The organism is Streptomyces calvus, assembly GCF_006782915.1.
Lineage (GTDB): Bacteria > Actinomycetota > Actinomycetes > Streptomycetales > Streptomycetaceae > Streptomyces > Streptomyces calvus.
In genome coordinates, this window is sequence record NZ_VCNP01000049.1 from 167,581 (window position 1) to 193,015 (window position 25,435).

At 73.2% G+C, this 25,435-nt stretch carries 23 protein-coding genes; 21 read left to right on the top strand and 2 right to left on the bottom strand.

The features are described 5' to 3' along the window. The first annotated feature begins 23 nt into the window (after positions 1-23). From FGW31_RS24625 to FGW31_RS24720, 20 genes are all read left to right on the top strand, one after another. The gene (locus FGW31_RS24625; RefSeq protein ID WP_233452571.1) at positions 24-2,942 is read left to right on the top strand and encodes an amino acid adenylation domain-containing protein; all 2,919 of its coding nucleotides are present in this window, start codon (positions 24-26) and stop codon (positions 2,940-2,942) included. A 79-nt stretch (positions 2,943-3,021) separates the two neighbouring features. Beyond that, positions 3,022-4,788 (top strand): amino acid adenylation domain-containing protein, encoded by a 1,767-nt coding sequence (locus FGW31_RS24630; RefSeq protein ID WP_182674589.1) that lies wholly within the window; start codon positions 3,022-3,024, stop codon positions 4,786-4,788. Beyond that, entirely contained in the window at positions 4,785-5,987 is a 1,203-nt protein-coding gene (locus FGW31_RS24635; protein WP_233452572.1) for an NAD(P)/FAD-dependent oxidoreductase, read from the top strand. The genes FGW31_RS24630 and FGW31_RS24635 overlap by 4 nt, the downstream gene beginning before the upstream one ends. 420 nt (positions 5,988-6,407) lie before the next feature. Continuing rightward, positions 6,408-7,232, top strand: coding sequence for an alpha/beta fold hydrolase (locus FGW31_RS24640; RefSeq protein ID WP_182674592.1), 825 nt, complete (start codon positions 6,408-6,410; stop codon positions 7,230-7,232). A gap of 16 nt (positions 7,233-7,248) precedes the next feature. Beyond that, on the top strand, positions 7,249-8,250 hold the full coding sequence (locus tag FGW31_RS24645) for an acyl-CoA thioesterase family protein (RefSeq protein ID WP_142195679.1): 1,002 nt from the start codon (positions 7,249-7,251) through the stop codon (positions 8,248-8,250). 28 nt (positions 8,251-8,278) lie between these two features. Next, the gene (locus tag FGW31_RS24650; protein WP_142195680.1) at positions 8,279-9,004 is read left to right on the top strand and encodes a 2-hydroxychromene-2-carboxylate isomerase; all 726 of its coding nucleotides are present in this window, start codon (positions 8,279-8,281) and stop codon (positions 9,002-9,004) included. Positions 9,005-9,089: 85 nt separating this feature from the next. After that, a complete protein-coding gene (locus FGW31_RS24655) occupies positions 9,090-10,814 on the top strand; it encodes a phytoene desaturase family protein (RefSeq protein WP_142195681.1) in 1,725 nt (574 codons plus the stop codon). 142 nt (positions 10,815-10,956) lie between these two features. After that, entirely contained in the window at positions 10,957-11,217 is a 261-nt protein-coding gene (locus tag FGW31_RS24660) for an acyl carrier protein (RefSeq protein ID WP_142195682.1), read from the top strand. A 115-nt stretch (positions 11,218-11,332) separates the two neighbouring features. Next, positions 11,333-12,589, top strand: coding sequence for a beta-ketoacyl-[acyl-carrier-protein] synthase family protein (locus tag FGW31_RS24665; protein WP_142195683.1), 1,257 nt, complete (start codon positions 11,333-11,335; stop codon positions 12,587-12,589). After that, positions 12,586-13,725, top strand: coding sequence for a beta-ketoacyl synthase N-terminal-like domain-containing protein (locus tag FGW31_RS24670; protein ID WP_142195684.1), 1,140 nt, complete (start codon positions 12,586-12,588; stop codon positions 13,723-13,725). The genes FGW31_RS24665 and FGW31_RS24670 overlap by 4 nt, the downstream gene beginning before the upstream one ends. Then, positions 13,722-14,669: a beta-ketoacyl synthase N-terminal-like domain-containing protein gene (locus FGW31_RS24675; RefSeq protein WP_142195685.1), complete on the top strand. Its 948-nt coding sequence runs from the start codon at positions 13,722-13,724 to the stop codon at positions 14,667-14,669. The genes FGW31_RS24670 and FGW31_RS24675 overlap by 4 nt, the downstream gene beginning before the upstream one ends. A gap of 100 nt (positions 14,670-14,769) precedes the next feature. Beyond that, positions 14,770-15,885 carry a beta-ketoacyl synthase N-terminal-like domain-containing protein gene (locus tag FGW31_RS24680; RefSeq protein WP_142195686.1) on the top strand — a complete coding sequence of 372 codons (1,116 nt, stop codon included), beginning with the start codon at positions 14,770-14,772 and terminating at the stop codon, positions 15,883-15,885. Between the two features lie 119 nt (positions 15,886-16,004). Then, positions 16,005-16,268, top strand: coding sequence for an acyl carrier protein (locus FGW31_RS24685; protein ID WP_142195687.1), 264 nt, complete (start codon positions 16,005-16,007; stop codon positions 16,266-16,268). Further along, positions 16,265-16,666: a 3-hydroxyacyl-ACP dehydratase FabZ family protein gene (locus FGW31_RS24690; RefSeq protein ID WP_142195688.1), complete on the top strand. Its 402-nt coding sequence runs from the start codon at positions 16,265-16,267 to the stop codon at positions 16,664-16,666. The genes FGW31_RS24685 and FGW31_RS24690 overlap by 4 nt, the downstream gene beginning before the upstream one ends. Beyond that, positions 16,660-17,139: a 3-hydroxyacyl-ACP dehydratase FabZ family protein gene (locus FGW31_RS24695; protein ID WP_142195689.1), complete on the top strand. Its 480-nt coding sequence runs from the start codon at positions 16,660-16,662 to the stop codon at positions 17,137-17,139. The genes FGW31_RS24690 and FGW31_RS24695 overlap by 7 nt, the downstream gene beginning before the upstream one ends. 73 nt (positions 17,140-17,212) lie before the next feature. After that, complete coding sequence (fabG, locus tag FGW31_RS24700; RefSeq protein ID WP_142195690.1) at positions 17,213-17,959, top strand: 3-oxoacyl-[acyl-carrier-protein] reductase; 747 nt, start codon at positions 17,213-17,215, stop codon at positions 17,957-17,959. Then, positions 17,959-18,495 carry a YbaK/EbsC family protein gene (locus FGW31_RS24705; RefSeq protein WP_142195691.1) on the top strand — a complete coding sequence of 179 codons (537 nt, stop codon included), beginning with the start codon at positions 17,959-17,961 and terminating at the stop codon, positions 18,493-18,495. The genes fabG and FGW31_RS24705 overlap by 1 nt, the downstream gene beginning before the upstream one ends. Before the next feature lie 115 nt (positions 18,496-18,610). Beyond that, on the top strand, positions 18,611-19,555 hold the full coding sequence (locus tag FGW31_RS24710) for an ATP-binding cassette domain-containing protein (RefSeq protein ID WP_142195692.1): 945 nt from the start codon (positions 18,611-18,613) through the stop codon (positions 19,553-19,555). Positions 19,556-19,592: 37 nt separating this feature from the next. Further along, on the top strand, positions 19,593-20,435 hold the full coding sequence (locus FGW31_RS24715; RefSeq protein ID WP_142195693.1) for an ABC transporter permease: 843 nt from the start codon (positions 19,593-19,595) through the stop codon (positions 20,433-20,435). Positions 20,436-20,752: 317 nt separating this feature from the next. Beyond that, a complete protein-coding gene (locus FGW31_RS24720; RefSeq protein ID WP_185907438.1) occupies positions 20,753-21,658 on the top strand; it encodes a helix-turn-helix transcriptional regulator in 906 nt (301 codons plus the stop codon). 342 nt (positions 21,659-22,000) lie between these two features. Here the strand turns inward: FGW31_RS24720 and FGW31_RS24725 are convergent, their stop codons facing one another. Then, a complete protein-coding gene (locus tag FGW31_RS24725) occupies positions 22,001-22,843 on the bottom strand; it encodes an SDR family oxidoreductase (RefSeq protein WP_142195695.1) in 843 nt (280 codons plus the stop codon). A 222-nt stretch (positions 22,844-23,065) separates the two neighbouring features. Between FGW31_RS24725 and FGW31_RS24730 the strand changes: the two genes are divergently transcribed. Beyond that, positions 23,066-23,953, top strand: a complete 888-nt coding sequence (locus FGW31_RS24730; protein WP_142195696.1) for a helix-turn-helix transcriptional regulator — start codon at positions 23,066-23,068, stop codon at positions 23,951-23,953. A gap of 104 nt (positions 23,954-24,057) precedes the next feature. On the opposite strand, the gene FGW31_RS24735 is transcribed toward FGW31_RS24730, so the two are convergent. Then, positions 24,058-25,122 (bottom strand): polyprenyl synthetase family protein, encoded by a 1,065-nt coding sequence (locus tag FGW31_RS24735; RefSeq protein ID WP_142195697.1) that lies wholly within the window; start codon positions 25,120-25,122, stop codon positions 24,058-24,060. Positions 25,123-25,435 lie beyond the last annotated feature (313 nt).

The window sequence follows — 25,435 nt, forward strand, 5'->3', positions numbered from 1 at the left end:
CAACCATGTCTAGGGGACCAGTCGTGTCGATCACTCACCAGGACGCCGCCGCCGCGCGCACGCCCGAGCGGGCCGCCGCCCCGGCCGGCGCGGCCTGCCACGCACTGCGCGTACGCCTCACCGCCGGCGCCGCGGCGGACGGACCGGACGCGGTCGCCGCCCGGCTCACCGCCCTGACCGCCGGCACCGGCCCGTCGGCGGGCTTCCCCGCGCGGCTGTGGACCGAGCGGGTGCCGTGCGGCGCCGACGCGCCCGCCGCCCGGCGGTGGCGGGACCGCGAACTCGGCCGCCCGCTGCCCGTCCACCGGGACGCCCCGGTCCGGGCGGTGCTGCTGCAGTACGCCGACGGCGCCACCGACCTGGTCGTGGTCGCCGACCGCGCCGCCCTGGACACGACGGCCCTGCACGCGTTCACCGCCCGCCTGCTCGGCGCCGAGCAGGACACCGCCCTCACGGCCCGCACCGCCGCCACGTCGCCGCCCGCCGAGCCCGGCCCGGGCGGCCCCGTGGAGCAGCCCGACTGGGGGCTCGGCCGGCCGCACGGCCCGGACACCCCGGTGACCCGTGTGCTGCCGCTGCCCGCCGGGCACCCCGAGACGGACGCCGAGAGCTGGGCCACCGCCCTCGGTGTCGTCCTCGCCCGCTACGAGGGCGTCACCCGGCCCGCACTCGCGCTGCTCGCCCCCGGCACCGGCGCCCCGGGCCGCCCGGTCGTCCCGGCACCGGTCGCGGCGGACGGCGGGAGCACCCTCGGCACCGTCGACAAGGAGCTGCGCGCCGCCCTGGCCGCCGGCCCGGACGGGACCGCCACGACGGCCGCGGTGGGCCTGGTCCTCGCCGACCGCGACCTATCCGCCGGCCTGCCCGGCGCGGACCACGCCGAGTACCGGCCGTTCCAGCAGCCGCCGTTCCCGGTGACCGTCACCGTGACCCGGGACGCGACCGGCGGACGGGCCCTGCGCTGCGACCACTCCGCGCGCACCCTGTCCGACGCCGTCGCCGACCAGTTGCTGCGGCACGTGAGCCAGGTGCACCGCACGCTCGCCGAGGCCCCGGACACCCTCGTCGCCGACGCCCGCCCGTGGGACGAGGAGGAGGCCGCACGCCTGGCCGCGCACCGCCGGTCCGCGCCGCTGCCGCCGTTCACGCCGCGGCGCATCGACACCGCGGTCGCCGAGATCGCCGCCGCCCGGCCGGACGCCGTCGCCGTCCGCTGCGAGGACACCCGGCTGACGTACGGCGAACTCGACCGCCGCGCCGACCGGCTGGCGCACGCGCTGCGCGCGCTGGGCGTCGGGGACCGCGACCGGGTCGGCGTGTGCCTGGAACGCTCGGCCGAGATGATCGTCGTGCTGCTCGCGGTCCTCAAGGCGGGCGCCACCTACGTACCGATGGACCCCGCCTACCCGGAGGACCGGCTCGCCTACACGACCTCCGACGCCGGACTCACCACGGTCCTCACCGACCGCGCCGACTTCCCCGGCGGCACCGACACCCGGGTCCTGACCCCGGCCGCACTCGAGGACCTGGCACCCGAACGGTGCGACGGGCCGCCGCCGTCGGCGGCCGGCGCCGACGACCCGGCGTACGTCATCTACACCTCCGGCTCCACCGGCCGCCCCAAGGGCTGCGTCGTCCCGCACGTCAACGTCCTCAGCCTGATGGCCGCCACCACCGGCGACTTCGGGCTCGGCGCGGACGACACCTGGACGCTCTTCCACTCCAGCGCGTTCGACTTCTCGGTGTGGGAGATCTGGGGCTGCCTGCTCACCGGCGGCCGGCTCGTGGTCGTCCCCTACTGGGTGTCGCGCTCGCCGGAGGACTTCCACCGGCTGCTGCGCGAGGAGCGGGTGACGGTGCTCAGCCAGACCCCGTCGGCCTTCGCCCACCTGGTGGAGGTGGAGCGGGACGGCGCCGACCCCGCGCCGGTCCGGCTGGTCGTCTTCGGCGGCGAGGGACTCGACCCGCGGATGCTGCTGCCCTGGTTCGACCGCCACCCGGAGACCGCGTGCCGGGTGGTCAACATGTACGGCATCACCGAGACCACGGTGCACGTGACCGCGCAGACCGTCACCCGCGCCGAGGCGCTCACCGCCTCCAAGTCGGTCGGGCACGCGCTGCCCGGCTGGTGGGTGCGGGTCGCCGACCCGGACGGCCGGCCGCTGCCCGCCGGTGTCGCCGGTGAGATCTACGTCGGCGGCGCCGGCGTCGCCGCCCACTACCTGAACAAGCCCGAACTCACCGAGCAGCGCTTCCTCACCGACGTGCGCACCGGCGAGCGGCTGTACCGCAGCGGCGACAAGGGCCGGCTGCTGCCCGACGGACGGCTGGAGCACCTGGGCCGGCTGGACAGCCAGGTCAAGCTGCGCGGCTTCCGCATCGAACTCGACGAGATCCGCTCGGTGCTGCTGGACGACCCGCAGGTCACGGCGGCGGCCGTGGTCCTCAACCGGACCGACCCGGACGACGCGGCGACCGCACAGCTCGACGCGTACGTGGTGATGGACGGCGACGACACCGCCTCCGTGCGGCAGCGCGCCACCCGCTTCCTGCCCGAGTACATGGTCCCGTCGACGGTCACCGCACTGGAGCGGATGCCGCTGACCACCAACGGCAAGCTGGACACCCGCCGGCTGCCCCGGCCCGCCGCGGCCCCCGCGCCCGCCGCGCCTGCCGCACCCGCCGCCACGCCCGCCGCCGCGCAGGCCGAGTCCGCCGCGGCGCAGGCCGACACGTTCGAGCAGGTGCTGCTGGAGGTCTGGCGGGAGGTGCTCGGCGTGCCGGTCGGCCCGGACGACAACTTCTTCGACCTGGGCGGCAACTCACTGCTCGCCATGCGGGTGGGCGCCGCGCTGCGCCGACGCGGCGGGCACACGGTGGCCATGCGCGACCTGTACCTGCGTCCGACGATCCGGCAGCTCGCCGCGGACCGCGCCGGATGAGACGCGACGGCCCCGAACGCACTGGACGCAGGAGACGCACGTGATGCACGTGAACACAACCCACACCACGGACGACACCATGGCTGACCCAACCCTCGCCGAACTCTTCCAGGCACAGGTGGCGCGCACCCCGCACGCCGTCGCCGTGCACAGCGGCGGGCAGGAGCTGGACTACGCCGGGCTCAACCGCCGGGCCAACCTGCTCGCGCACCGGCTGCTGGGCCGCGGCATCGGCCCGGAGGACGTGGTCGGGGTCCGGCTGCCCCGCTCCGCCGACCTGCTGGTGGCGCTGCTGGGCGTGCTCAAGACCGGTGCCGCCTATGTGCCGGTCGACGCCGACTGCCCGGCCGGCCGGCTGGCGTACATCGTCGAGGACACCGGCCTGGAGCTGATGCTCGTACCGGACGGCGAGGACGCCGACGGCACCGGTGAGGGTCCGCGGACGCTCTCGGTCCCCGCCGAGGTCGCCGCCGCCGAGGCGGCCGGCGGTCCCGCGCACGACCCCACCGACGCCGACCGCCCGGCCCCGCTGACCGCGCGGAACCTGGCGTACGTCATCTACACCTCCGGCTCCACCGGCCGGCCCAAGGGCGTGACGGTGCAGCACGACACCCTGCTGCGCTACCTGGACTTCGCCTGCGACGCCTACCCGGGCCTGGCGCGGAGCGCGCTGCTGCACTCCCCGGTCGCGTTCGACCTGACCGTCACCGCGCTGTACGGGCCGCTGCTGCGCGGCGGCCACGTGCGCGTCGGCTCGCTGGACCGGGAGCCCGAGCCCGGTACGCCGGCCGGGCGGCCCGCCTTCGTCAAGGCCACCCCCTCGCACCTGCCGCTGCTGACCGTGCTGCCCAGCAGCCTGTCGCCGACCGGTGAACTGGTCGTCGGCGGCGAGATGCTGATCGGCGACGTGGTCGAGCGGTGGCGCAAGACCCACCCCGGCGCGACCGTCGTCAACGAGTACGGGCCGACCGAGGCGACCGTCGGCTGCTGCGTCTTCGCCATCGGCCCCGACGACCCCGTCGAGCTCGGCGCCACGCCCATCGGCCGTCCGACCCCGGGCACCGAACTGCACGTGCTGGACGAGCGGTTGAACCCCGTTCCGGCCGGCACCGAGGGCGAGCTGTACATCGCGGGCGGCCAGGTCGCGCGCGGCTACCTGGGCCGGCCCGGGCTGACCGCGGAGCGGTTCGTGGCCGCGCCCGGCGGCGGACGCATGTACCGCACCGGCGACATCGCCCGGATGCGGCCCGACGGTCTCCTGGAGTACCTGGGCCGCACCGACGACCAGGTCAAGATCCGCGGCTACCGCATCGAACTCGGCGAGGTCACCTCGGTGCTGGCGGCCCAGGCCGGGGTGCGGCAGGCGGCCGTGATCGCCCGCGAGGACCGCTCCGGCGACCGCTACCTGGCCGGCTACGTGGTCCCCGAGGACGGCGCCGCCCCGGACCCGGCCGCGCTGCGCGAGGCCGTCGCCCGCCACCTGCCGCCCTACATGGTCCCGTCCGCCGTCGTCGTGGTCGGCGAACTGCCCCTGACCTCCAACGGCAAGCTGGACAAGGACGCCCTGCCCGAACCGCCGGCCGACGACGCGCCGACGGGCGCCGCCCCGGTGACCGAGGCGGAGACCCGGCTGTGCGCCCTGTTCGCCGAGGTCCTCGGCCTGCCCGTGGTCCACCTCGACGACGACTTCTTCGACCGGGGCGGGGACAGCCTGCGCGCCGCCAAGCTGGCCAACAAGGCCCGCAAGTCCGGCTGGACCTTCGGCCTGCGCGACGTGCTGGAGCTGCGCACCCCGCGCGCCCTGGCCCACGCCCCCGGCGCCCCGACCGAGGGAGCGGCGTCGTGACCGCCGGACACGTGGTGATCGTCGGCGCCTCGGTCGGCGGCAGCCGCCTCGCGGCGGGCCTGCGGGAGACCGGCCACACCGGCCGGATCACCCTGGTCGACCCCGACCCGGACGCCCCGTACGACCGGCCGCCGCTGTCCAAGCAGATCCTCGCCGGGGACTGGGACGAGCAGCGCGCCTCGCTCGGCGACCCCGCGCAGTGGAACGCCGAACGCCGGGTCGCCGCCGCGGCCGCCCTGGACACCGGCCACCGCCTGCTGCACCTCGACGACGGCACCCGCCTCGGCTACGACCGGCTGGTCCTGGCCTGCGGCGCCGCGCCGCGCACCCTGCCCGGCATGCCGCGCGACGGTGTGCACGTGCTGCGCACCCTCGCCGACTGCCGGCGGCTGCGCGCCGACCTCGACCGGATCGGCACCGGCCGGCTGGTGATCGTGGGCGGCGGCTTCGTCGGCGCCGAGGTGGCCTCCACCGCCCGCGCCCGCGGCACGGACGTGACCGTGGTGGAGGCGCTGCCCGCACCGCTGTCCGGGCTGCTCGGCGAGGAGGCGGCCGCCGAACTGGCCCTCCTGCACGCCGACAACGGCGTCCGCCTGCTCACCGGCACCGGCGTCACCGGCCTCGTCGGCGAGCCGTCCGTCACCGGCGTCGCCCTCACCGACGGCAGCGTGCTGCCCGCCGACGCCGTCGTCGTCGGCATCGGCGTGCGCCCCGGCACCGGCTGGCTGGCCGGCTCCGGCATCGCGCTGCACGACGACGGCGGCGTCCTGTGCGACGCGTACGGCGCCGCCGACGCCGAGCGCACCGTCTTCGCCGTGGGCGACGTCGCCCGCTGGCACGACCCGCTGCTCGGACGGCACGTCCGCGTCGAGCACTGGACCAACGCCGTGGAGCAGGCCGACGCCGTCGCCCGCACCCTCACCGGGCCCGAACCGGTGCCGTGCCGCGCCGAGTTCTTCGTCTGGTCCGACCAGTACGGCGGCAAGATCACCGTGCTCGGCCGGCCCGGCCCCGGCGACGAGGCCACCGTGGTGCGGGCCGACGCCGGGCGCCGCCGGTTCGCCGTCGCCTACCGGCGCGAGGACCGGCTGGCCGCCGTACTGACCGTCAACTGGCCCAAGGCGCTGCTCGCCGCCCGGCGGGCGCTGTCGGCACAGGGCGCCGCGGACGACGTCGTCGCCGCCTGGAAAGCCCTGTAGCGCCTGCCGTTCGACCGTGCCGGAGCCGAGTAGCGTCCGGCACGCGCGTCCGCGGCGTCGTCGCCGGTCGCCGGACTCCGCCCGGCCGCCCTTCTCCGCCGTGCGGCCGCACACCGGACACCGCCCGGCTCCGCCGCGAGGCGCCGTTCCCGCGAGCCGGCCCGATCCGAGTGACGCCCCCCGGTCGCAGCTTGCTGAAACGGCCCTTTCGGCGGGCCGTAATTCCTGGATGATTTGAGTGTGCGGCGCGCCGATAAGCGCGCCGGTGCAGCGGATTGCATATCGCTGCAAAATCACCGGCCGACCGTCTGGCGGCACGGAATTGGTTGCTAGCGTGGCGGAAGTTCGCCGGGGGGAAACAATTCTCCTTGCCCCGGCCATATCCTCCGCTGCCCGAATTTCTTCGGAAAGGGATGTCCGGTGCTCCGACAAGGCGATGTCGAGCCGCTCGTGCTCCGGCAGCGGGCCACGTCCGGCGAAGCCGGCCGGCGCGCGCTGCTGCTGCACGGCCTCGGCAGCAGCGAGAGCAGCTGGGACGCCTTCGTGGAACACCGGCCGCCCGGCCTGGAGTTGTGGAGCGCCGGCCTGCCCTGGCGGGCGGGCGGCACCTTCGCGGTGGCCGAGCGGGACGACACCGCCTGGATCACCGAGGCGATACGCCGGATACCCGGCGGCGCCGACGTGGTCATCGCCCACTCCTACGCGTCGGTGCTGCTGCTCACCCTGCTCACCGACCTGGCGGCGGCCGGCCGCGATGCGCGCGAGGAGCTCGGCGTCCGGGGCGTCGTCCTGGTCGCACCGTTCTACCGGCAGCGACCGGAGGACTTCACCTGGGCCGAACTGCCCCGGTTCCTTGACCTGTTGCGGCTCGGAGCGGAGGACGGCATCACGGCCAGGTCGCGCAAGCCGCTCGCCGCGGACCTGCGGGCCGAGATGGCCGAGCGCTCCTGCGAACAACTCGGACCGCACTGGGTCGTGCGACACCTGCACGTCTACCTGCGCACCCCGTTCCTGCCCGTCGACCTGGTGGGCCTGCCCGTTCACGTCGTCATCGGCGACCAGGACCCGATCGCGCCGCCGGCCGAGGGCGCACGCCTCGCGGCCCGGCTCGGCAACGCCTCGATCCACCGCATCGAGGGCTGCGCGCACACACCGATGGCCGAGCGCCCTGACCTCTTCTCGCTCGCTGTCCAGCAATTCCTCACCACGCTGCCGGCGGGGCACCCCCCGGCGGCGGTCAACTGAGTACGGGAGTACATCGATGGCCACCCTGACCGATGTCGACATCAAGAAGCTGCTGACCGAGCCGAGTTCGGTGACGATGCGCCCCTCCTACGAGGGCGGCAACATCAACACCGCGATCGGTTTCAAGTGCGACAACTACCTGCTCGAAGCGGCGGTGCTCGACCACTTCCGGGCCGTCGGCCTCGGCGCCACCGAGCTGTACCTGGTGCACGGCGTCAACTTCGACGTGGTCGGCGTCGACACGCGGCTGCACACCGTGCTCACCCTGGACGACGACGTGACCGTCGAGGTCACCCCCAAGACCAAGGACACCGACCGCGAGATGGTGTTCGCGGTGGCCGCGATCGTCGAGCGCGACGGCGCCCCCAAGAAGGCCGTCACCTCCAAGTTCCGCGTGCTGCTGCGCCGTGACACCAACATCGCCGACCCGGCGCCGCTCCCCGCGGAGCTGGAGCGCTTCGTCGTCGACCGGCTCGCCACCGCCGAGCCCGCCGAGCTGGCCTCCACCCCGGTGGACGACCTGCACGGCGCCTTCCACCGCGGTGAGGACGCCTCCACCGACCCGGTGCTCGCCGAGATCATCGGCGACGACAACGCCATCGGCTGGAAGTGGCGCATCCCGTACTACTACTGCCACTTCACCGAGCGCATGCAGATGTCGGGCTACCTGCGCCAGATGGAGGAGGCCAAGCACCTCTTCGTCGCCTCCCGCGGCATCAGCATCAAGCGGCTCCTCGACGAGCGCGGCTGGATCCCCGTGGTGACGCAGAACAAGCTGCACTTCACCGACGAGGCGATCATGGAGGAGGACCTGTACACGGTCTACACCGTGGAGTCCGTCTTCAAGGACATGCTCTACACCTCCCGCATGGACTTCTACGTGGTGCGGGACGGCAAGCTCGTCAAGACCGCCACCGGCGAGATCACCCACGGCTACTGCCACAAGGTGTCGCCGGACGCCGAGTGGCAGATGGCCGTCTTCGACGACGAGGTCCTGCGCGCGCTGCGCGGCGAGTGACCACCCACCCCACAGCCCGGAGGACCCCATGGCTTCCCGCCGCCGGCCGCGCTGGTACTTCTCCCTGCGCAGCCCCTACTCCTGGTTCGCCTACCGCGACCTGATGAGCACCCACCCCGAGGTGCTCGACGCCATCGACTGGCTGCCGTTCTGGGAGCCGGACGAGGAGACCGCACGGCTGCTGGCCGACGAGGGCGTCACCCTCCCGATCGTCGCCATGAGCCGGGCGAAGAACTTCTACATCCTCCAGGACACCCGCCGGCTCGCCACCGAGCGCGGGCTGGACGTCAGCTGGCCGATCGACCGCGACCCCTGCTGGGAGGTGGCCCACCTGGCGTGGATCGCCGCCGACGACGAGGGCCGCGGCAAGGAGTTCGTCGCCGCCGCCTACCAGGCCCGCTGGCAGGACGGCAAGAACATCTCCGAGCCGGAGGTGATCGCCGGCATCGCCGAGGAACTCGGCCTGGACGCCCAGCGGCTGTCCACCGCGACCCAGGACCCCGACCTGCGCAAGCGGGGCGCGGCCCTGCTCGCCGAGTCCGCCCACGACGGCCTGTTCGGCGTGCCGTTCTTCATTCACGGCCGGGACAAGTTCTGGGGCGTGGACCGGGTCGCGCCGTTCGTCCGCGCCGTCCTCGGCACCGAAGCGGCCGAGTCCGCCCGGCAGTCGGCCGCCGACGCCCCGGACCCCGCCACCCACGCCGACCTGCTGGCGGCCGGCGGCGACCAGGGCCACGCCGGCGGCTGCGGCTGACCGGGCGGCACGCCCACCCCTGAACAGCCCTGGCCGGTGCGGCGGCCAGGGCCACCCATCCACGCCACATGACGAGGAGACGACTGTGGACAGCGACGCGCACGGCACCGCGCGCGGCACCGACTGGGATGCCGTGGTGGTCGGGGCCGGTCTCGGCGGTCTGACCGCCGCCGCGTATCTGGCCGCCGCGGGCAAGCGCGTCCTGGTACTGGAGCAGTTCTCGATCGTGGGCGGCAACAGCCATGTGTTCCGGCGACGCCGCGCCTACGAATTCGATGTGGGCGTCCACTACCTGGGCGACTGTGCACCCGGCGGAGTCATCCCGAGCATCCTGTCCGGTGTCGGACTCGGTGACCGGGTGGACTTCCTGGAGATGGACCAGGACGGCTTCGACCAGATCCGGGTGCCGGGCGTGTCCGTCGACATGCCCGCCGGCTGGGAGGCGTACCGGCGACGCCTCACGCAGGCCATGCCCGAGGAGGCCGCGGGCCTGAACGCGTTCGTCGACGTCTGCTCGGCGCTCGGCGAGGAGCAGCGCGCCGCGCTGTTCGAGGCCCACGCGTGGGCGCCGCAGGACATCGCCGCCCGCACCGCCACCATCCGGCAGTGGGGCCGGCGCACGCTGGACGACCTGTTCCGGCACTGCGGGCTGTCCTCCCGGGCCCGTACCGTGCTCGCCGCCCAGGCCCCCAACTACGGCCTCACCCCGAAGCAGGCCACGGTGGCGCGGCACACCAGCGTCACCGACCACTACCTGCGCGGCGCCTACTACCCGGCCGGCGGCGGACAGGTGCTCTCCGCGGGCCTGGTCGAGGTGATCGAGGCGCACGGCGGACAGGTCCGCACCCGCAGCCGGGTGGCCCGCATCCTCGTCGAGGACCGCAAGGTCGTCGGCGTCCACCTGGACGGCGGCGAGGTCATCACCGCCGACCTGGTGGTGTCCAACGCGGACTATCCGCGCACCGTGCTCGAACTGGTCGGCCCGGAACACTTCCAGAAGTCGGTCGTCACCCGCACCGCCGGGGCGAAGATGGGCATGCCGTGGCTGGTGCTCTACCTCGGCCTCGACACCGATCTGCGGGATCGGCCCAACGCCAACCTGTGGTGGTACGACACCGACGACATCGACGGCTACTTCGACCGGGTGAGCGGCGGCGAGACGGGCGACGTGCCCTTCCTGTTCTGCTCGTTCGCCTCGCTGAAGGACCCGCACAACCGGGAGCTGTGCCCGCCGGGACACGCCAACCTCCAGGTGATGACGCTCTGCCCGCCGGACTACGCGTGGTGGGGCGTCACGGACGGACCGGCCGACGGCGGCGACTACCGCCGCAACCCCACCTATCTGCGGCGCAAGCAGGAACTCACCGAGGCCACCCTGGACGCCGCCGAGAAGGCCCTCGGCCCGCTGCGGCCGCACCTCACCCACATCGAGGCGGCCACCCCGCTCACCCACGAGCGGTACACGCTGTCCACCGGCGGCACGCCCTTCGGCATGGCGGAGTGGGGCGGCACCGCCCGGCCCGGCACCGCCACCGCCGTCAGGGGACTGCACGTCGTCGGCGCCAGCACCCAGGCCGGCAACGGCATCGCCGGCGTCATGCTCGGCGGGATCGGCTGCGCCGCCGACATCCTCGGCGAGCCGCTGCTCGCCGCCGCCCGCGCCGGGACCGTGTACGGCGACCCGGACCTGCTGCCCGAACGGCCCGAGGGCTGGGACCCGAGGGAGGTGTGCCGCGGCGGTGCCCGGCGCACCACCACGCCCCGACCCTTCCGCCTCCCGTCGCCCGGCCTCGCCGGCGCACGCGAGTGACCGCGCGCCCGCGCGCACCGAGACGTGCGGGACGTCCGCCCACGGCCCACCGGGGCCACGGCCGACCGGCCCCGCACCGAACCACCGAGCCAACCACCGAGCCATCCACCGACCGAACCATCGGAAGAACAAGGGGAATCACATGACCACCGCCATCGACACCACCGCCCAGGCCCGCATCAAGGAGATCGTCTGCGACGTCCTGGAGCTCGAAGAGGACGAGGTGACCGACAGCAGCCTCTTCAAGGAGGACCACGGCGCGGACTCGCTCCGCGCCATCGAGATCCTCGCGGGCCTCGAGAAGGAGTTCAAGGTCACCATCGAGCAGTCCGAGCTGGAGCGCATGGTCAACCTCGACGGCGTCTACGCCGTGGTGGGCGAGGCCGTCGCGGCCCAGAAGTAACGGCGGTACGCCGGGCGACCGGAGGGGCGGGCAGCACGCCGTCGGCCCTCCGCCGCCCGGTGGCCGCCCGGCCCTGTCCTCATCCAAGGCGACCACGCCGTACCGAGGGAGATTGATGTCAGTGAACGTTTCCGACGCGACGCGTGACGACGCGGCCACCCGGGTGGTGCTGACCGGGTTCGGCGTGTTCTCCAGCATCGGTGTGGGCGCCGATGAGTTCGCCGAAGGGCTGCGGGCCGGCCGCAGCGGCGCCAAGCCGATCACGCTGTTCGACACGGAGGGCTTCGCCCACGCCAACGGCTGCGAGATCACCGGCGCCGAACCCGAGCGCTGGATCCACAACCTGCCCACCGAGACCCTGGGCCGCGCCACGCAGTTCTCCGTGGCCGCCGCCCGCATGGCCGTCGAGGCCGCCGGCGCCGACCTGGACGACCTGCGCGCCCGGCGCGGCATGATCTCCATCGGCACCACCGACGGGGAGTCCTACGAACTCGACCACCTGGTCGGCACCGAGGTCGCCTCCGGACCGCAGGCCATGGACCCCACCGTGGCCCGCCGCGTCTACCCGAACCGCCTCTCCGTGGCCGCCGCCCAGGAGCTGGGCCTGTCCAACGTCGAGGCGGTCACCATCGCCACCGCCTGCTCGGCCGGCAACTACGCCATCGGCCAGGGCTTCGACGCCATCCGCAGCGGCGAGGTCGACTACGCCCTGTGCGGCGGCGCCGACGCCATGTGCCGCAAGACCTTCACCGGCTTCTACCGGCTCGGCACCATCGCCCCCGACGTGTGCCGCCCCTTCGACGTCGACCGCAAGGGCATCCTCACCGGCGAGGGCGCGGGCGTGCTGATGCTGGAGAGCCTCGCCTCCGCCCGGGCCCGCGGCGCCCGCATCTACGCCGAGGTGCTCGGCTACGGCATGAACTGCGACGCCTACCACCAGGTCGCCCCGAACCAGGACAGCGTCGCCCGCTGCATGGAGATCGCCCTGGAGAACGCCGGCGTCAAGGCGTCCGAGGTCGACCTGATCTCCGCCCACGGCACCGGCACCAAGGCCAACGACGTCACCGAGTCGCGGGCCATCCACGACGTGTACGGCGACACCGTGCCGCGCACCGTCTCCCTGAAGTCCATGCTCGGCCACACCATGGGCGCCGCCAGTGCGCTGGCCGCCATCGCCTGCGCCCTGTCGATCCACCACGGCTTCATCCCGCCGACCATCAACCACCGCGAGACCGACCCCGAGTGCGAGATCGACTGCGTGCCCAACCAGTCGGTCGAGGCGGACCTGAGGATCGTGCAGAACAACGGCCTCGCCTTCGGCGGCAACAACGCCATCGTGATCCTCGGCAAGTACCAGGAGGGTGTCCGATGAGGGTGCCCATCATCGGCGTCGGCGCCGTCGCGAGCGTCGGCCGGGACGCGGACGAGATCTTCGCCAACCTCTGCGCCGGCCGCGGCGGACTCGGTCCGATGCGCGGGTTCGACGGCGAACGCTACAACGGCAAGCAGCTGTTCGAGATCGACGACCGGCCGGAGCCGGGCGCCGACCGCCCGCTGCGCGCCACCGAGTTCCTGCTGGACGCGGTCGCCCAGGCCGCCGCGGACGCCGGCCTCGGCGACGACCTGTCCGGCGTGCCGGTGCTCGTCGGCACCGGCCTGCGCGAGCTGCGGTCGGCCGAACTGTGGTGGCGCGACGGAGCGCCGTTCGGCGCCGACCGGCTGCACTTCGGCACCGCGCTGCGGGAACGGTTCGGCACCGCCGACACCCTCACCGTCTCCAACGCCTGCTCCGCCTCCCTGTACACGCTGGCGCTCGGCGCCGACCTGCTGGCGCTGGGCGAGGCGGACACCGTCATCGTCGCGGGCGTCGACTCGATCACCGAGTCGATGCACGGCCTGGCCGACCGCGTCCAGCCCAACCCGCCGACCGCGCTGCGCACCCTCGACGTCAACCGCCGGGGCACCATCCTCGGCGACGGCGCGGCCGCCGTCGTGCTGCGCGGCGAGCAGGTGCGCTGGCCGGGCGGCCGGCTGTGGGGCAAGCTCCGCGGCGTCGGCATGACCTGCGACGCCAAGCACCCCACCGCCCCGGACCCGGTCCAGGTCGCCGAGGCGATGCGGCAGGCGCACCGGTTGGCCGGCACCCGGCCCGAGGACATCGACATGGTGCTGCTGCACGGCACCGGCACCCCGCTCAACGACCTGGTCGAGATCACCGCCTACGGCGAGGTGTTCGGCGAGGCCGCCGGCCGTCCGGTGCTCACCGGCATCAAGCCGATGACCGGCCACACCAGCGGTTCCGCGGGCCTGATGAGCCTCGTCACCACCCTGCAGGTGATGGCCACCGGCAAGGTGCCGCCCCTGGTCAACCTGGAGCAGCCCATCGAGGAGGCGGCCGGTCTGCGGCTGGTCCGCGGCCAGGAGGCCAAGCACGAGGTGGGGCTGGCGCAGGTGCACGGATTCGGGTTCGGCGGCGTCAACGCCGTAGCGATTGTCGAGGGATCATGATGATGACCGTCACCGGCGTCGGCGTCGCCCTGCCGGGCGCCGACTCCGCCACCGCCCTGGCCACCGCGAGCCGCCCCGGCGACAGCGTCGAACCGGCCGCCGTCCTGGGCAAGAAGGGCCTGCGCTACAAGGACCGCGCCACCCAGCTCGGACTGTGCGCCGCGCAGCGCGTGCTGACCGACGCCGGGCTGCTGGCCGACGGCGAGCTGACCGTCGACGGCACCCGCACCGCGGTGCTGGTCAGCTCCAACCTGGGCAACGTCGACACCGTCTGCCGCGTGGTCCAGACCATTGCCGACGAGGGTACCCACGGCGTCAGCCCCATGGACACCCCGAACGCCTCCAGCAACATCATCGCCTCCGAGATCGCCATCCGGTGGGGCCTCAAGGGCCCCAACCTGATGCTGTGCAACGGACCCGCCTCCGGGCTCGACGCGATCCGCTGGGGCACCGCACTGCTGCGCTCCGGCCGAGCCGACCACGTCGTCGTGGTGGGCGTCGAGCCGGACAACGAGATCGCGCGCCGCCTGGTCGGCGGCCCGCTGGCGGACGGCGCCGCCGCCGTGGTGCTGGAACGCGCCGAGGCCGCCGAGGCCCGCGGCGCCACCGTCCGGGCCGTCATCGGCGCCCACACCCGCGGCCTGGACGTGGCCGGCACCATCGCCGAACTGGCCGAGGTCGAGTCCGAGCCGGCCGCCTGGTACGCACCCGCGGCCGCCGCCCCGGCCCTGTCGCAGGGGCTGCCCGTGCACGACCTCGCCGCGGTGTGGGGCGAGTTGTCCGGGGCGCTCGGCGTCGTGCAGTGCGCGGCGGCGGTCGGCGCGCTCGACGCGGGCGCCGACGGCCCGATGTGGCTGGTGGCGGGGACCGACTCCGACGACGGCGTGGCCACGTTGGTGCTGCGCCCGCCGGTGCCGGCCGGCGCCCGCCCGGCCGCGGTCTGACCGGCTCCCGCCGGACACCCCGGACCCCGGACCTCCGAACACCGGGGCCACCGAGGACACCGAGCACCACCGAGACCACCGAGCAGAACGGAATGCGACCATGACCCTTTCGGCGAGCGCGCCGGCGACCACGACCCGGCCGGTGATCACCGCCTGGTCCGCGGTGTCGCCGTACGGCATCGGCAAGGACAGCTTCGCGGCCGGCGTACTCGCCGGACAGGACACCTCCGCGCCGCTGGACTCCGGGCAGTGGGCGGCGCCCGACAGCCACGCCTGCCTGATCCCCGGCTTCGAACTGCGCGAGGTGCTCGGCAAGAAGGGCACCCGCTCCATGGACCGGGTGACCGGACTGGCCGTCACCGCCGTCCGCGACCTGCTGCGCGACTCCGGCGACCGGCGCACGGCCTCCGACGAGGAGACCGCCCTGGTGCTCGGCACCACCACCGGCAGCGCGCAGAGCATGATGGACTTCACCCGCGCCTCCCTCGAGGGCGACAAGCCGTTCTACGTCGACCCGTCGCTGATGCCGAACGCGGTGATGAACTGCGCCGCCGGCCAGTGCGCCATCTGGCACAACCTCAAGGGCCCGAACACCACCATCGCCGGCGGTCGCGTCGCCGGCCTGTCCGCGCTCAGCTACGCCGCCGGGCTGCTCGCCTCCGGCCGCGCCCGCACGGTGCTGTCCGGCGCGGCCGAGGAGTTCTCCAACGCCCGCGCCTGGCTGGACCACCACCGGCGCGGCGAGGACGGCGCGGACGCCCTGCTCGGCGAGGGCTGCGCCATGTTCATGCTGGAGTCGGCCGATCCGGCCGACGCGGCGGACCGCGCGCTGGCCGAGGTGCTGGCCGTGCAGTCCCGGGTCTACTTCGACGACGACCCCGGCGAGGCCCTCGCCGCCTGCGTGGACGGCGTGCTGCGGCGCGGGGGAGTGGACCGCGACGACGTGTGGGCGGTCTCCACCTCGGCGCCCGCCGGGAACGCGGGCACCCGCGAACGCGAGGTGCTCACCGCCCGCTTCGGCGCCCAGGTGCTCGACCGGGCCCCGTCCATGAGCGCCGTCGGGGACACCGCGGCCGCCTCCGCCGCCTTCCAGATCGGATCGCTGCTGGCCGCCGCCGAGCAGTCCGCGGTCCCGGCCGGCGCCGTCGCCCTCGTCTCCTCCGTGGACGACAACGGCGTCGTCGCCTGCGCCGCGCTGCGCCTGTCCGCGCGCTGACCGACACGCACCACGAAGCACCGCGCCGACCGAAGCGCAGCACCAAGCACCGCGCCGACCGAAGCGCACCACCAAGCAACGCGCTGACCGACGCCCACTCCGAAGAAAGAAGCAAGGACATGCCGATCGACGCGGCCGCCGGTCTCGACCGGGAACACCTGCGGCAGTTGCTCGCCGACACCATCGACGCGGACGTCACCGACGTCCAGGACGACACCGACTTCGTCCAGACCCTCGGCGTCGACTCCCTGATGGCCCTGGAAGTGGTCGTCGTGCTGGAACGCACCTACGGCGTCAAGTTCGCCGAGTCGGAGATGAGGGAGGTGCGCACCCTGGACAGCGCCTACGAGGTGGTCCGCCGCAAACTGGGGGAGCGTCCGTGACCGGCACCGTCCTGGCCGCCGCGCGGCCGGTGCGCGGACCCGCCCACGACGAGGACTCCGGGGCGTGGACGGCCGGCTTCACGGTGACGATCACCGAGGACGAGCCCGTCTTCGCCGGCCACTACCCGGACTTCCCGATCTTCCCCGGCGTCTGCGTGATGGAGTGCGTGCGCCGCGCCGCGGAGTCCGCCGCGCCGCCGGTCACCGGCGGACTGCGGCTGGCCGCCGTCGAGTCCACCCGGTTCCTCTCCGCGGTCCACCCCGGTGACGAACTGACCGTCGACATCACCTGGTCGCCGCGCGGCGAGCACTGGCGCTGCGCCGCCAAGGTGGCCACCGGCCGCGGCCCCGCCGCCTCGGTCCGCCTGCGCTACCGGCAGGAGGGAACACCGTGCTGACCGCCGTCGGCGTCCGCGCCGCCCTGCCGCACCGCTACCCGATGCTCATGGTCGACCGCGTCCTCGAGATCGGCGACGACCACATCCGGGCCGTCAAGGCCGTCACCCTCAACGAGCCCTGGTACGCCCGGCTCGGCCCGTCGCCCGGCGACGACGACCTCGCCTACCCGGACTTCCTGCTGATCGAGTCGTGGACCCAGACGGCCGGCATCCTCGCCACCCGCCTGGCCGGCGACGCGGCCGACGGCCAGGTCATGCTGTTCGGCTCCATGAGCGGCATCGACCTCCACCGGCCGGTCTTCCCGGGCGACACCGTGGAGCACCACGCCCGCCTGGAACGCGCCGTGAACGACACGATGATCTTCGCCGGTGAGAGCACCGTCGGCGGCGCACCGCTGCTGACGATCGGCCAGATCACCATGGCCTTCCGCCCCGGCGACGCCCTCGCGCCGCCCGCGCCGCAGGGCTCCTGAGCCGCCCGCGCTCGCCGCACCGCGCCCGCCCCATCCGGCCCGCCCGGGCCGCCCCGACAACCTACGGAGTGTCATGACGGAGAACACAGCGCCGGTCGCCCTGGTCAGCGGCGGCTCGCGCGGGATCGGCCGCGCCGTGGTCCTGCGGCTCGCGGCCGAGGGATACGACGTCTCCTTCTGCTACCAGTCCAACGAGCAGGCCGCGCTGGAACTGGAGAAGGAGGCCGGCGAACTCGGCCGGCGGGCCCTCGCCGTGCGCGTCGACGTCACCGACGCCGCCTCGGTCCGCGACTGGGTCACCCGCACCGAGTCCGAACTCGGCCCGGTCGACGTGGCGGTCAGCTCGGCCGGCATCACCCGCGACAACCCGCTGGTCCTGATGTCCGACGAGGACTGGCACAGCGTCGTGGACACCAACCTCGACGGCGTCTACCACGTGTGCCGCGCCGTGATATTCGAAATGATGAAGCGCAAATCCGGCACGATCATCAATATCTCGTCGATCGCCGGTGTGTACGGAAACGCCACCCAGGCCAACTACTCGGCCTCCAAGGCGGGCATCATCGGATTCTCCAAGGCGCTCGCCAAAGAGGTCGGTCGATACAACATCAGGGCCAATGTGGTCGCGCCGGGATTCATCGAGACCGATATGACGGCCGAACTCGCCGAGAAGGTCAAGAAGGACGCCGCGAAGAACATTCCGCTGCGCCGTTTCGGACAGGCCGAGGAAGTGGCGGACCTCGTCGCCTTCCTGGCGAGCGAGCGGGCCGCCTACATCACCGGATCGGTCCTCCAGATCGACGGCGGCCTGACGGTCTGATGACCGGGGAGACCTACCTGCGGCTGCGCGCGCTGGCCGACCGGCACGGTGCCAGGTACCGGCTCATCGAGCACGCCCCCGAGGGCCGTACCGAGGCGGCCAGCGCACTGCGCGGGCACGCGCTGGAGCAGAGCGCCAAGTGCCTGGTGGTCACCGTACGGCCGACGAAGCGGACGTGCCGGTACGTGCTGGCCGTCGTCCCGGGCGACCGGCGCGTGGACCTGGCCCGGGTCGCCGAGTGCGCCGGCGGGCGCAAGGCGGGGTTCGCCGACCGGGAGACCGCCGAGCGGCTGGCCGGCTCGGTCAGCGGATCCATCATTCCGTTCTCCTTCCACCCCGACCTCGAACTGATCGTCGAGGAGGACCTGCTGCGCAGCGACACGCTGTTCTTCAACGCGGCCCGGCTCGATCTGTCGATGGCCCTCGCCACCGAGGATTACCTCCGTATGGCGCGGCCGCGCATCGCGCGGATCAGTGAACCCGATTCGACGGCCGCGGTATTTCAGCAACCTGCAGGCGCCCCGTCTCCCTTGTGATACCGCCCTAGCATCACGAAGCAGCGGCACAGGAAATTCCGCAGACATATCCAGACCATGGCCTGCCACCGGGCCGCCGGAGAGAGCAACGGAGGCCAAGCACGTGGCCAATCCCATGATTGAGGCAATCGACGTCACAAAGTCGTTCGGTGACGTCACCGCGCTGAACGGTGTGAACGTCTCGGTTCCCGAGGGGTCGATCCACGGCTTGCTCGGCCACAACGGCGCCGGCAAGACGACCCTGGTCCACATCCTGTCCACGCTGCTGGAACCGAGCACCGGCACCGCGCGGATCTGCGGCCTGGACGTGACCCGGGACGCCCAGGACGTGCGCCGCCGCATCGGCCTGACCGGCCAGTTCGCCTCCGTGGACGAGCAGTTGTCCGGGCGCGAGAACCTGACCCTGATCGCCCGCCTGCTCGGCGCGAGCAGGCGGCAGGCGCTCTCCCGCGCCGACGAACTGCTGGAGCTGTTCGAGCTGACCGACGCGGCCAAGCGCCCGGCCTCCACCTACTCGGGCGGCATGCGCAGGCGGCTGGACATCTCGGCGAGCCTCGTCGGCTCGCCGCAGGTCATCTTCCTCGACGAGCCCACCACCGGTCTGGACCCCAACTCCCGGATCGCCGTGTGGGAGGTCATCGAGCGGCTCGCCAAGGACGGCGTCTCGGTGCTGCTCACCACCCAGTACCTGGAGGAGGCCGACCGGCTCTGCGAGCGGATCACCCTGCTCTCCAAGGGCTCGATCGTCGCCGAGGGCACGCCCACCGAGCTCAAGGGCGCCGTCGGCCAGCGCATGGTGAACGTGACACTGTCCGCCGAGTCGCAGGTGCCGGGCGCGCTGCGCGCCCTGGAGGCCGAGGGCTTCCGGCCCACCCTCGCGCAGGACTCCTCGACCGCCCTCGGTGTGCCCGTGACCGCCTCCGCCGACCTGGCGGTCGTGGTGCGCGCGCTGAACGAGGCGCACACCGACATCGCCGAACTCGGCTTCTCCGAACCGACCCTGGACGACGTCTATCTCCGGCTCACCCACGAGCCCGCCGCGACGCCGGTGCCCGCGTGACCGTCCCCACCATCCCCACCGTAGAAGGAGCACTCAGATGACGGTCGCCGAGGCCGGTACACCCTTGCGGACACCACCCGTGCGGCGCGACGGCACGACCGCCCAGTGGGGCACCAGCGGGCTCATCACGCAGACCGCCGCGCTCACCGGTCGCTCGCTGCGCCCCTACCTGAACGCCGGCGTCATCATCGTCACGTTCGTCGAACCCCTCGTCATGCTGCTGATGTTCGCCGGCGTGCTGAAGGTGCTCGGCGAGGCACCGGGCATGTCCAAGGAGATGGCCTACATCGACGGCCTGGCCCCCGCCATCATGATCATCACGGCGGTCGCCGCCGGCGCCCAGGCGGGCAACGGCCTCATCAACGACCTGCGCAACGAGGTCATCACCCGCTTCCACACGCTGCCCATCAACCGGTTCAGCGTGCTGCTGGCGCGCAGCTTCGCCGACGCCGCCCGCTCGCTCTACCAGCTGATCGCCGTGGCCGTACTGGCCGCGGTCATCTTCGGTTTCTCGCCACCCGGCGGCATCCTCGGCGTGCTGGGCGCGATCCTCATGAGCCTGCTCGTCGGCTGGTCGATGAGCTGGATCTTCATCATGATGGCGGCGCTGATGCGCAACGGCGACGTGCTGCGCATGATCACCACGCTGCTCACCTTCCCGCTGCTGTTCGCCTCCAACGCCTTCGTGCCGCCGGAGTCGATGCCGACCGGGCTGCGCGTGATCGCCCAGGCCAACCCGATCTCGTACGCCAACGACGCCGTGCGCGCCATGGTCGCCGGGAACGTCACCGTGATGGAGCTGGTCACGACCGTCGCGGTCTGCCTGGCCCTGGTGTGCGTGTGCGCCCCGATCTCCAAGCGCTCGTTCCGGGTGCTGTGACGCTCCGCCGGGACGCCGCGACCCGAAGTCCTGGCAGGAAGTGACGAGTTGACCCGACAAACCGGTCCGACGCCCCGGACCGCATGACCGGTAGTGCCCTCATCCCGCCCTCTGCCCCGGTGCAGTGGGCGGGATGTCCTTTCCCGGTGGCACCAAGATGTCGAACCGCAGACCGAACACTCCAAGCCGTTCTTGGCATGTCTAGGTTTAATCCGCGAGTGGGCAAAACCTGCCCCTGGGAAGACACCTTCCGAGAGGTTGACGTGGCGCAATCCGGTATCGGTCTCGACGAACGTTCGGAGCTTCTCTACCGGAGGATGCTCCGGCGGACGAACTGGCAGACGCGTGAACTGGCGCAGGTCATGAAGTGGCCGGCGTCCGAGGTCGTACGCGCGATGGACACACTGCGGGCCGAGGGGCTCGTCGCCGTATCGGCGGACGACCCCACCGCGTTCCGCGCGGTCGAACCGTGCATCGCCCTGCCGGCCCTGCTGGCCCGGTCGATGCACGAGGGGCGCTCCCCGCAGCCCCGCCCGGTCGAGATCGACCGGTTCATCGCCCTGCACGAGCGGGCCGTCGAGCGGATCGAGGAATCCGCCGACGGAGGAGGACACCGCCATGACGCGTCCACCGTGATCGAGCGGATGGTCGCCAAGGCGGAGAGCGACGTGGTGTTCCTCGTGCCGCGGTACGTCGAGGGCGGGTTCGCCTTCTCCCGGCCGATCGTGGACATGGCGCTGCGGCGGGGCATGCGGCTGCGCGCCGTGTGGACGTCGTCCGTCTTCCACGCCCACCACGCCATGGTCCACGCGCAGTGGCTGGCCCAGCAGGACGTGCCGCCGCGCATGGCCGACTCGGTGCCGGTGAGCGCGATGATCATGGACGGTGCGGCGGCGGTCGTGATCGACGACTCCCACACACCGCGCGTGGTGCGCTCCGCCAGCGAACTGGACTCCCTGTGCGCGCTGGCCGAGCGGTTCTGGGAGCGGGGCACCGCCGTGCGCCAGCTCAGACGGACCCCCGGCGCCGCGACGACGCGCCGGCCGCGCACCGAGATCGTCCTGCGGCTGCTGGCCGAGGGCCTCACCGACGACGCGATAGCCCGCCGTCTGGGATGCAGCGTCCGCACCGTCCGCAACGACGTGGCGGCGGCGATGGTGGCGCTCGACGCCCGCAGCCGCTTCCAGGCCGGCGCCCGAGCCATGCAGGTCGGCCTCATCTGAACCCCGTGTGCCCCGAGCCCCCGCCTCGGGCACACCCCCGGCCCCCGCGGGCCGCACCTCACCGAGCCCCCGCCTCGGGCACACCCCGGCCCCCGCGGGCCGCACCCCTCACCGAGCCCCCGCCTCGGTCGCACCTCCGACCCCGCAGGGGCCGTACACCGCACCACCCCGAGCCTCCCCCCCGCCGCAGCGGAACCCCGCACACCCGAGTCCCCGCCCAGACCTCGACGCTCCCGAGGCACCCCACCCCGACCAACCGCTCCCACCGGCCCCTTGCCCCCACTGACCGCCTGTCCTTGAGCACTGCTCGGGGAAGAGGTCGGACGCCGGCCGGGCTGCCGCTCAGGCAGCGTCGTCGTGGCCGAGGCCGCCGCCCAGTTCACGGGAGGCTTCGGCCTGGGCGAGGAGCTCCCTGGCCTTGGCCGTGACGCCTTCGATGGCGTCGGCGCCGGCGACGAAACGCAGCGGCGGCTGGTCCTGGCCGGCGAGGGTCAGCAGGGCGTGGGCGAGCTTGGCGGGGTCGCCGGGCTGCCGTCCGTTGATGCTCTTCCAGACTTCGACCGTGGCGGTGGTGCGCTCGGCGTAGTCGTCGACGGTCGGCTCGGGCCAGGTGGTGGAGGCGTCCACGAGCAGTTCGGTACGGAAGTAGCCGGGCTCCACGATCGTGGTGCGGATGCCGTACGGCTTGATGTCGTGGTGCAGGGCCTCTATCCAGCCCTCGACGGCGAACTTCGAGGCCGCGTAGGCGGAGGTGAACTCCGTGCCGACCTGACCGGCGAGCGAGGAGATCGTGATGACGTGACCGTGGCGCTGCCTGCGCATGACGGGCAGGACGGCACGGGTGACGTTCATCGGACCGAACAGGTTGGTCTCGATCTGCCGGCGCATGTCCTCCGGCGAGATCTCCTCGAAGAAGCCGGCGAAGAAGTTCCCGGCGTTGTTGATCAGGACGTCGATCCGGCCGAAGCGGTCGACGGCAGCCTGTGCGGCCGCGTGCGCGTCGTCCAGGCTGGTGACGTCCAGCTTGGTGACCAGCAGGTTGTCGTGCGGCCCGCCCAAGGTCTTCTCGACCTCCTCGGGGCGGCGGCCGGTGGCGACGACCTGGTGGCCGGCCGCGAGGGCCTGGCGGACGATGTCCGTGCCGAGACCGCGTCCGGCACCGGTGACGAAAATGACCTTGCTCATGAGGGATTCCTTCTCGGGTGCCGCATGCGGCGCCCGGTGGGTCGGGGGGCGTCGGCCGTGCCGGGACGGCGCGTACTGCGCCGTGCCGTGCCCGGGCCCGCCATCCAGGCAACCACCCGCCGACCCCGCCCGGGCCCGCCTACGAGGTACGGCTCTTCCGGGGGTCTGCCAGTACCTCCTTCGCGGGCTCCGGAGGGCCGGGGGCCGCCGTACGGTGGACCCATGGACCGCAGCAGCGAGATCCGTGAGTTCCTGCGCACCCGCCGGGCCCGGATCACCCCCGAGCAGACCGGCCTCGCCCCGCACGGCGGCGCCCGCCGCGTTCCGGGCCTGCGCCGCGAGGAAGTCGCTCAGCTCGCCGGGGTCAGCGTCGACTACTACATCCGTCTGGAGCGGGGCCGCACCCAGGGCGTCTCCGAAAGTGTCCTGGAGGCCGTCGCCCGCGCCCTGCGACTGGACGACACCGAACGCGCCCACCTCTTCGACCTCGCCCAGCCCACCGCCACCCGGGCCGGCCGTCGGCGTCCGCTCGCCCCGCAGCGGGTCCACCCGGTCCTCTACCGGACCTTGGACTCCCTCAGCGTCCCCGCGGTGGTCCAGGGACGCCGCACGGACGTGCTCGCCGCCAACCGGCTGGCCCACGCCCTCTACACCGACTTCGAAGCCCGGCCTCGCCGCGAGCGCAACTTCGCCCGCTTCGTCTTCCTCGACGAGGCCGCCCGCGCGCTGTACGCCGACTGGGACCGGGTCGCCGGCGACTGCCTGGCCATGCTGCGCCTGTATGCCGGACGCCACCCCGACGACCCGCAGCTCACCGAGCTGATCGGGGAGCTGTCCCTGCACAGCGACGCCTTCCGCCGTATGTGGGCCGACCACGAAGTCCAGGCGCACACCAGCGGCACCAAACGCCTCCATCACCCGCTCGTCGGCGACCTCACCCTCGACTACGTGGTCCTGACCGTCGAAGGCGATCCCGAACAGACCCTCACCGTCTACACCCCCGAACCCGCCTCCCCTTCTGCCGACGCTCTGGGCCTCCTCGCCAGCTGGACCGGTACTCCGGCCCCCGGGCCGCACGCCCGTGCGGAGAGGACCGACCCAGCCGGCTGACCGTGCACCCCTGTGAGTCCTTGAACTCACGCAGTCGTCAGGAAAGCACGGATGCGGACACGGCGTTCTCCTCCCGGCGGCGGCCCGGCGGCACGCCGGATCACTCACCCGGTGCGCAGGGCCACGAAGTCGCAGAGCGCGTCGAGGGAGTGGCGCGCGGGCAGCGGCGGCAGCGCGTCGAGGGCCGCCCGCGCCCGGTCCAGCCGCTCGTGCATGAGCGACTGCGCGCGGACCGTGGCCCGGGAGACGGAGAAGAGGGCGAGGGCACGACGGTGCCAGTCCGCTCCCGCCGCCGGTCCGGCCGCCAGCAGCTCCCGCAGTTCCGCGTCGTCCGGGTCGCTGCTGTCCCGGGCCAGCAGCACGGGCAGGCTGGGCACGCCGGCGAGCAGGTCCCGGCCCTGCTCCTTGCCGCTGAACGCCTCGGGGGAGAGCAGGTCGAGCAGGTCGTCGGCGATCTGGAAGGCGAGGCCGAGCTCTTCGCCGTACGCGACGAGACGGTCGGCGACCGCCCGCGGCGCCCCGGACTGGAACGCGCCCACGCCCAGCGACATGGCCAGCAGCGCGGCCGTCTTGCCGGCGGTGACCCGGAAGTAGTGGCCGACGGAGTCCTCCTCCGGCCCGGGGCCGGCGAGTTCGCGCAGCTGGCCGGCGACGATGCGGTTCGCCGTGAAGGAGTTGAGGGCCAGCGCGTCCGGCACCAGGTCGGCGGACATCCGGGCGGCCCTGGCCAGCAGCCAGTTCCCGCCCATCGCGGCCATCCGGTTGCCCCACAGGGCGTTGGCGCTGGCGGCGCCGTGCCGGGTGGGGGCCCGGTCCACCACGTCGTCGTGGTAGAGCGAGGCCAGATGCACCAGTTCGGCGACGACGGCCGCCCGGTCCACGCCCGCACGGTCCGGATCCCCGAACTCCGCCGCGAGCAGCACCAGCAGGGGCCGCATCCGCTTGCCGCCGGTGGCGGCGAGATGCCCGGTCAGCTCCCTCACCCGAGGGTCGGACGCGTCCCGCGTGCACGTGCGCAACAGGCGCTCCACACCCGCCAGCGCACCGCCCAGCCGGTCCTGGAACTCCGGTACGTCGGGGCCGAGCCGGCGCAGCAGCGCGGCGGCGTACGGGCGGTCGCCCACCGGCACGACGGTCGTCGGGACCTCGTACAGCTGCTCTGCGGTCACGAGCGAACTCATCCTGTCGGGGCGGCCTGCGGGAGCGGAACGACGGTCGAACACCGTCGGCTGTTTCCAGCCGCAACCATTGCAGTCGCCCCCACGCGCGACAACGGGCCTGGCATGAAGGTGTCATACCGGCCACGGGCCCGTCCGTGCCCACTGCCCGTGCCCCGACCGGCCCGGAAGCCGGAGAAACCACGAAACGGAAGGCGCGTCGGAATTCCCTGCGGCGCCCGGCGGTGAGGCCCGCGGCACCCGGCAGCTTGATGACAGTTTTCCATCGCGCACCGACGGCCGGGGAACGCGCGCGGACACAATC

Excerpts from the sequence above, each read along its gene's own strand:
- FGW31_RS24650 (WP_142195680.1), top strand. The coding sequence starts at position 8,279 with ATGGCTTCCCGCCGCCGGCCGCGCTGGTACTTCTCCCTGCGCAGCCCC.
- FGW31_RS24675 (WP_142195685.1), top strand. The coding sequence starts at position 13,722 with ATGATGATGACCGTCACCGGCGTCGGCGTCGCCCTGCCGGGCGCCGAC.
- FGW31_RS24725 (WP_142195695.1), bottom strand. The coding sequence starts at position 22,843 with ATGAGCAAGGTCATTTTCGTCACCGGTGCCGGACGCGGTCTCGGCACG.
- FGW31_RS24630 (WP_182674589.1), top strand. The coding sequence starts at position 3,022 with ATGGCTGACCCAACCCTCGCCGAACTCTTCCAGGCACAGGTGGCGCGC.
- FGW31_RS24715 (WP_142195693.1), top strand. The coding sequence starts at position 19,593 with ATGACGGTCGCCGAGGCCGGTACACCCTTGCGGACACCACCCGTGCGG.
- FGW31_RS24645 (WP_142195679.1), top strand. The coding sequence starts at position 7,249 with ATGGCCACCCTGACCGATGTCGACATCAAGAAGCTGCTGACCGAGCCG.
- FGW31_RS24670 (WP_142195684.1), top strand. The coding sequence starts at position 12,586 with ATGAGGGTGCCCATCATCGGCGTCGGCGCCGTCGCGAGCGTCGGCCGG.
- FGW31_RS24705 (WP_142195691.1), top strand. The coding sequence starts at position 17,959 with ATGACCGGGGAGACCTACCTGCGGCTGCGCGCGCTGGCCGACCGGCAC.
- FGW31_RS24660 (WP_142195682.1), top strand. The coding sequence starts at position 10,957 with ATGACCACCGCCATCGACACCACCGCCCAGGCCCGCATCAAGGAGATC.
- fabG (WP_142195690.1), top strand. The coding sequence starts at position 17,213 with ATGACGGAGAACACAGCGCCGGTCGCCCTGGTCAGCGGCGGCTCGCGC.
- FGW31_RS24730 (WP_142195696.1), top strand. The coding sequence starts at position 23,066 with ATGGACCGCAGCAGCGAGATCCGTGAGTTCCTGCGCACCCGCCGGGCC.
- FGW31_RS24720 (WP_185907438.1), top strand. The coding sequence starts at position 20,753 with ATGCTCCGGCGGACGAACTGGCAGACGCGTGAACTGGCGCAGGTCATG.
- FGW31_RS24710 (WP_142195692.1), top strand. The coding sequence starts at position 18,611 with ATGATTGAGGCAATCGACGTCACAAAGTCGTTCGGTGACGTCACCGCG.
- FGW31_RS24680 (WP_142195686.1), top strand. The coding sequence starts at position 14,770 with ATGACCCTTTCGGCGAGCGCGCCGGCGACCACGACCCGGCCGGTGATC.
- FGW31_RS24665 (WP_142195683.1), top strand. The coding sequence starts at position 11,333 with ATGTCAGTGAACGTTTCCGACGCGACGCGTGACGACGCGGCCACCCGG.
- FGW31_RS24685 (WP_142195687.1), top strand. The coding sequence starts at position 16,005 with ATGCCGATCGACGCGGCCGCCGGTCTCGACCGGGAACACCTGCGGCAG.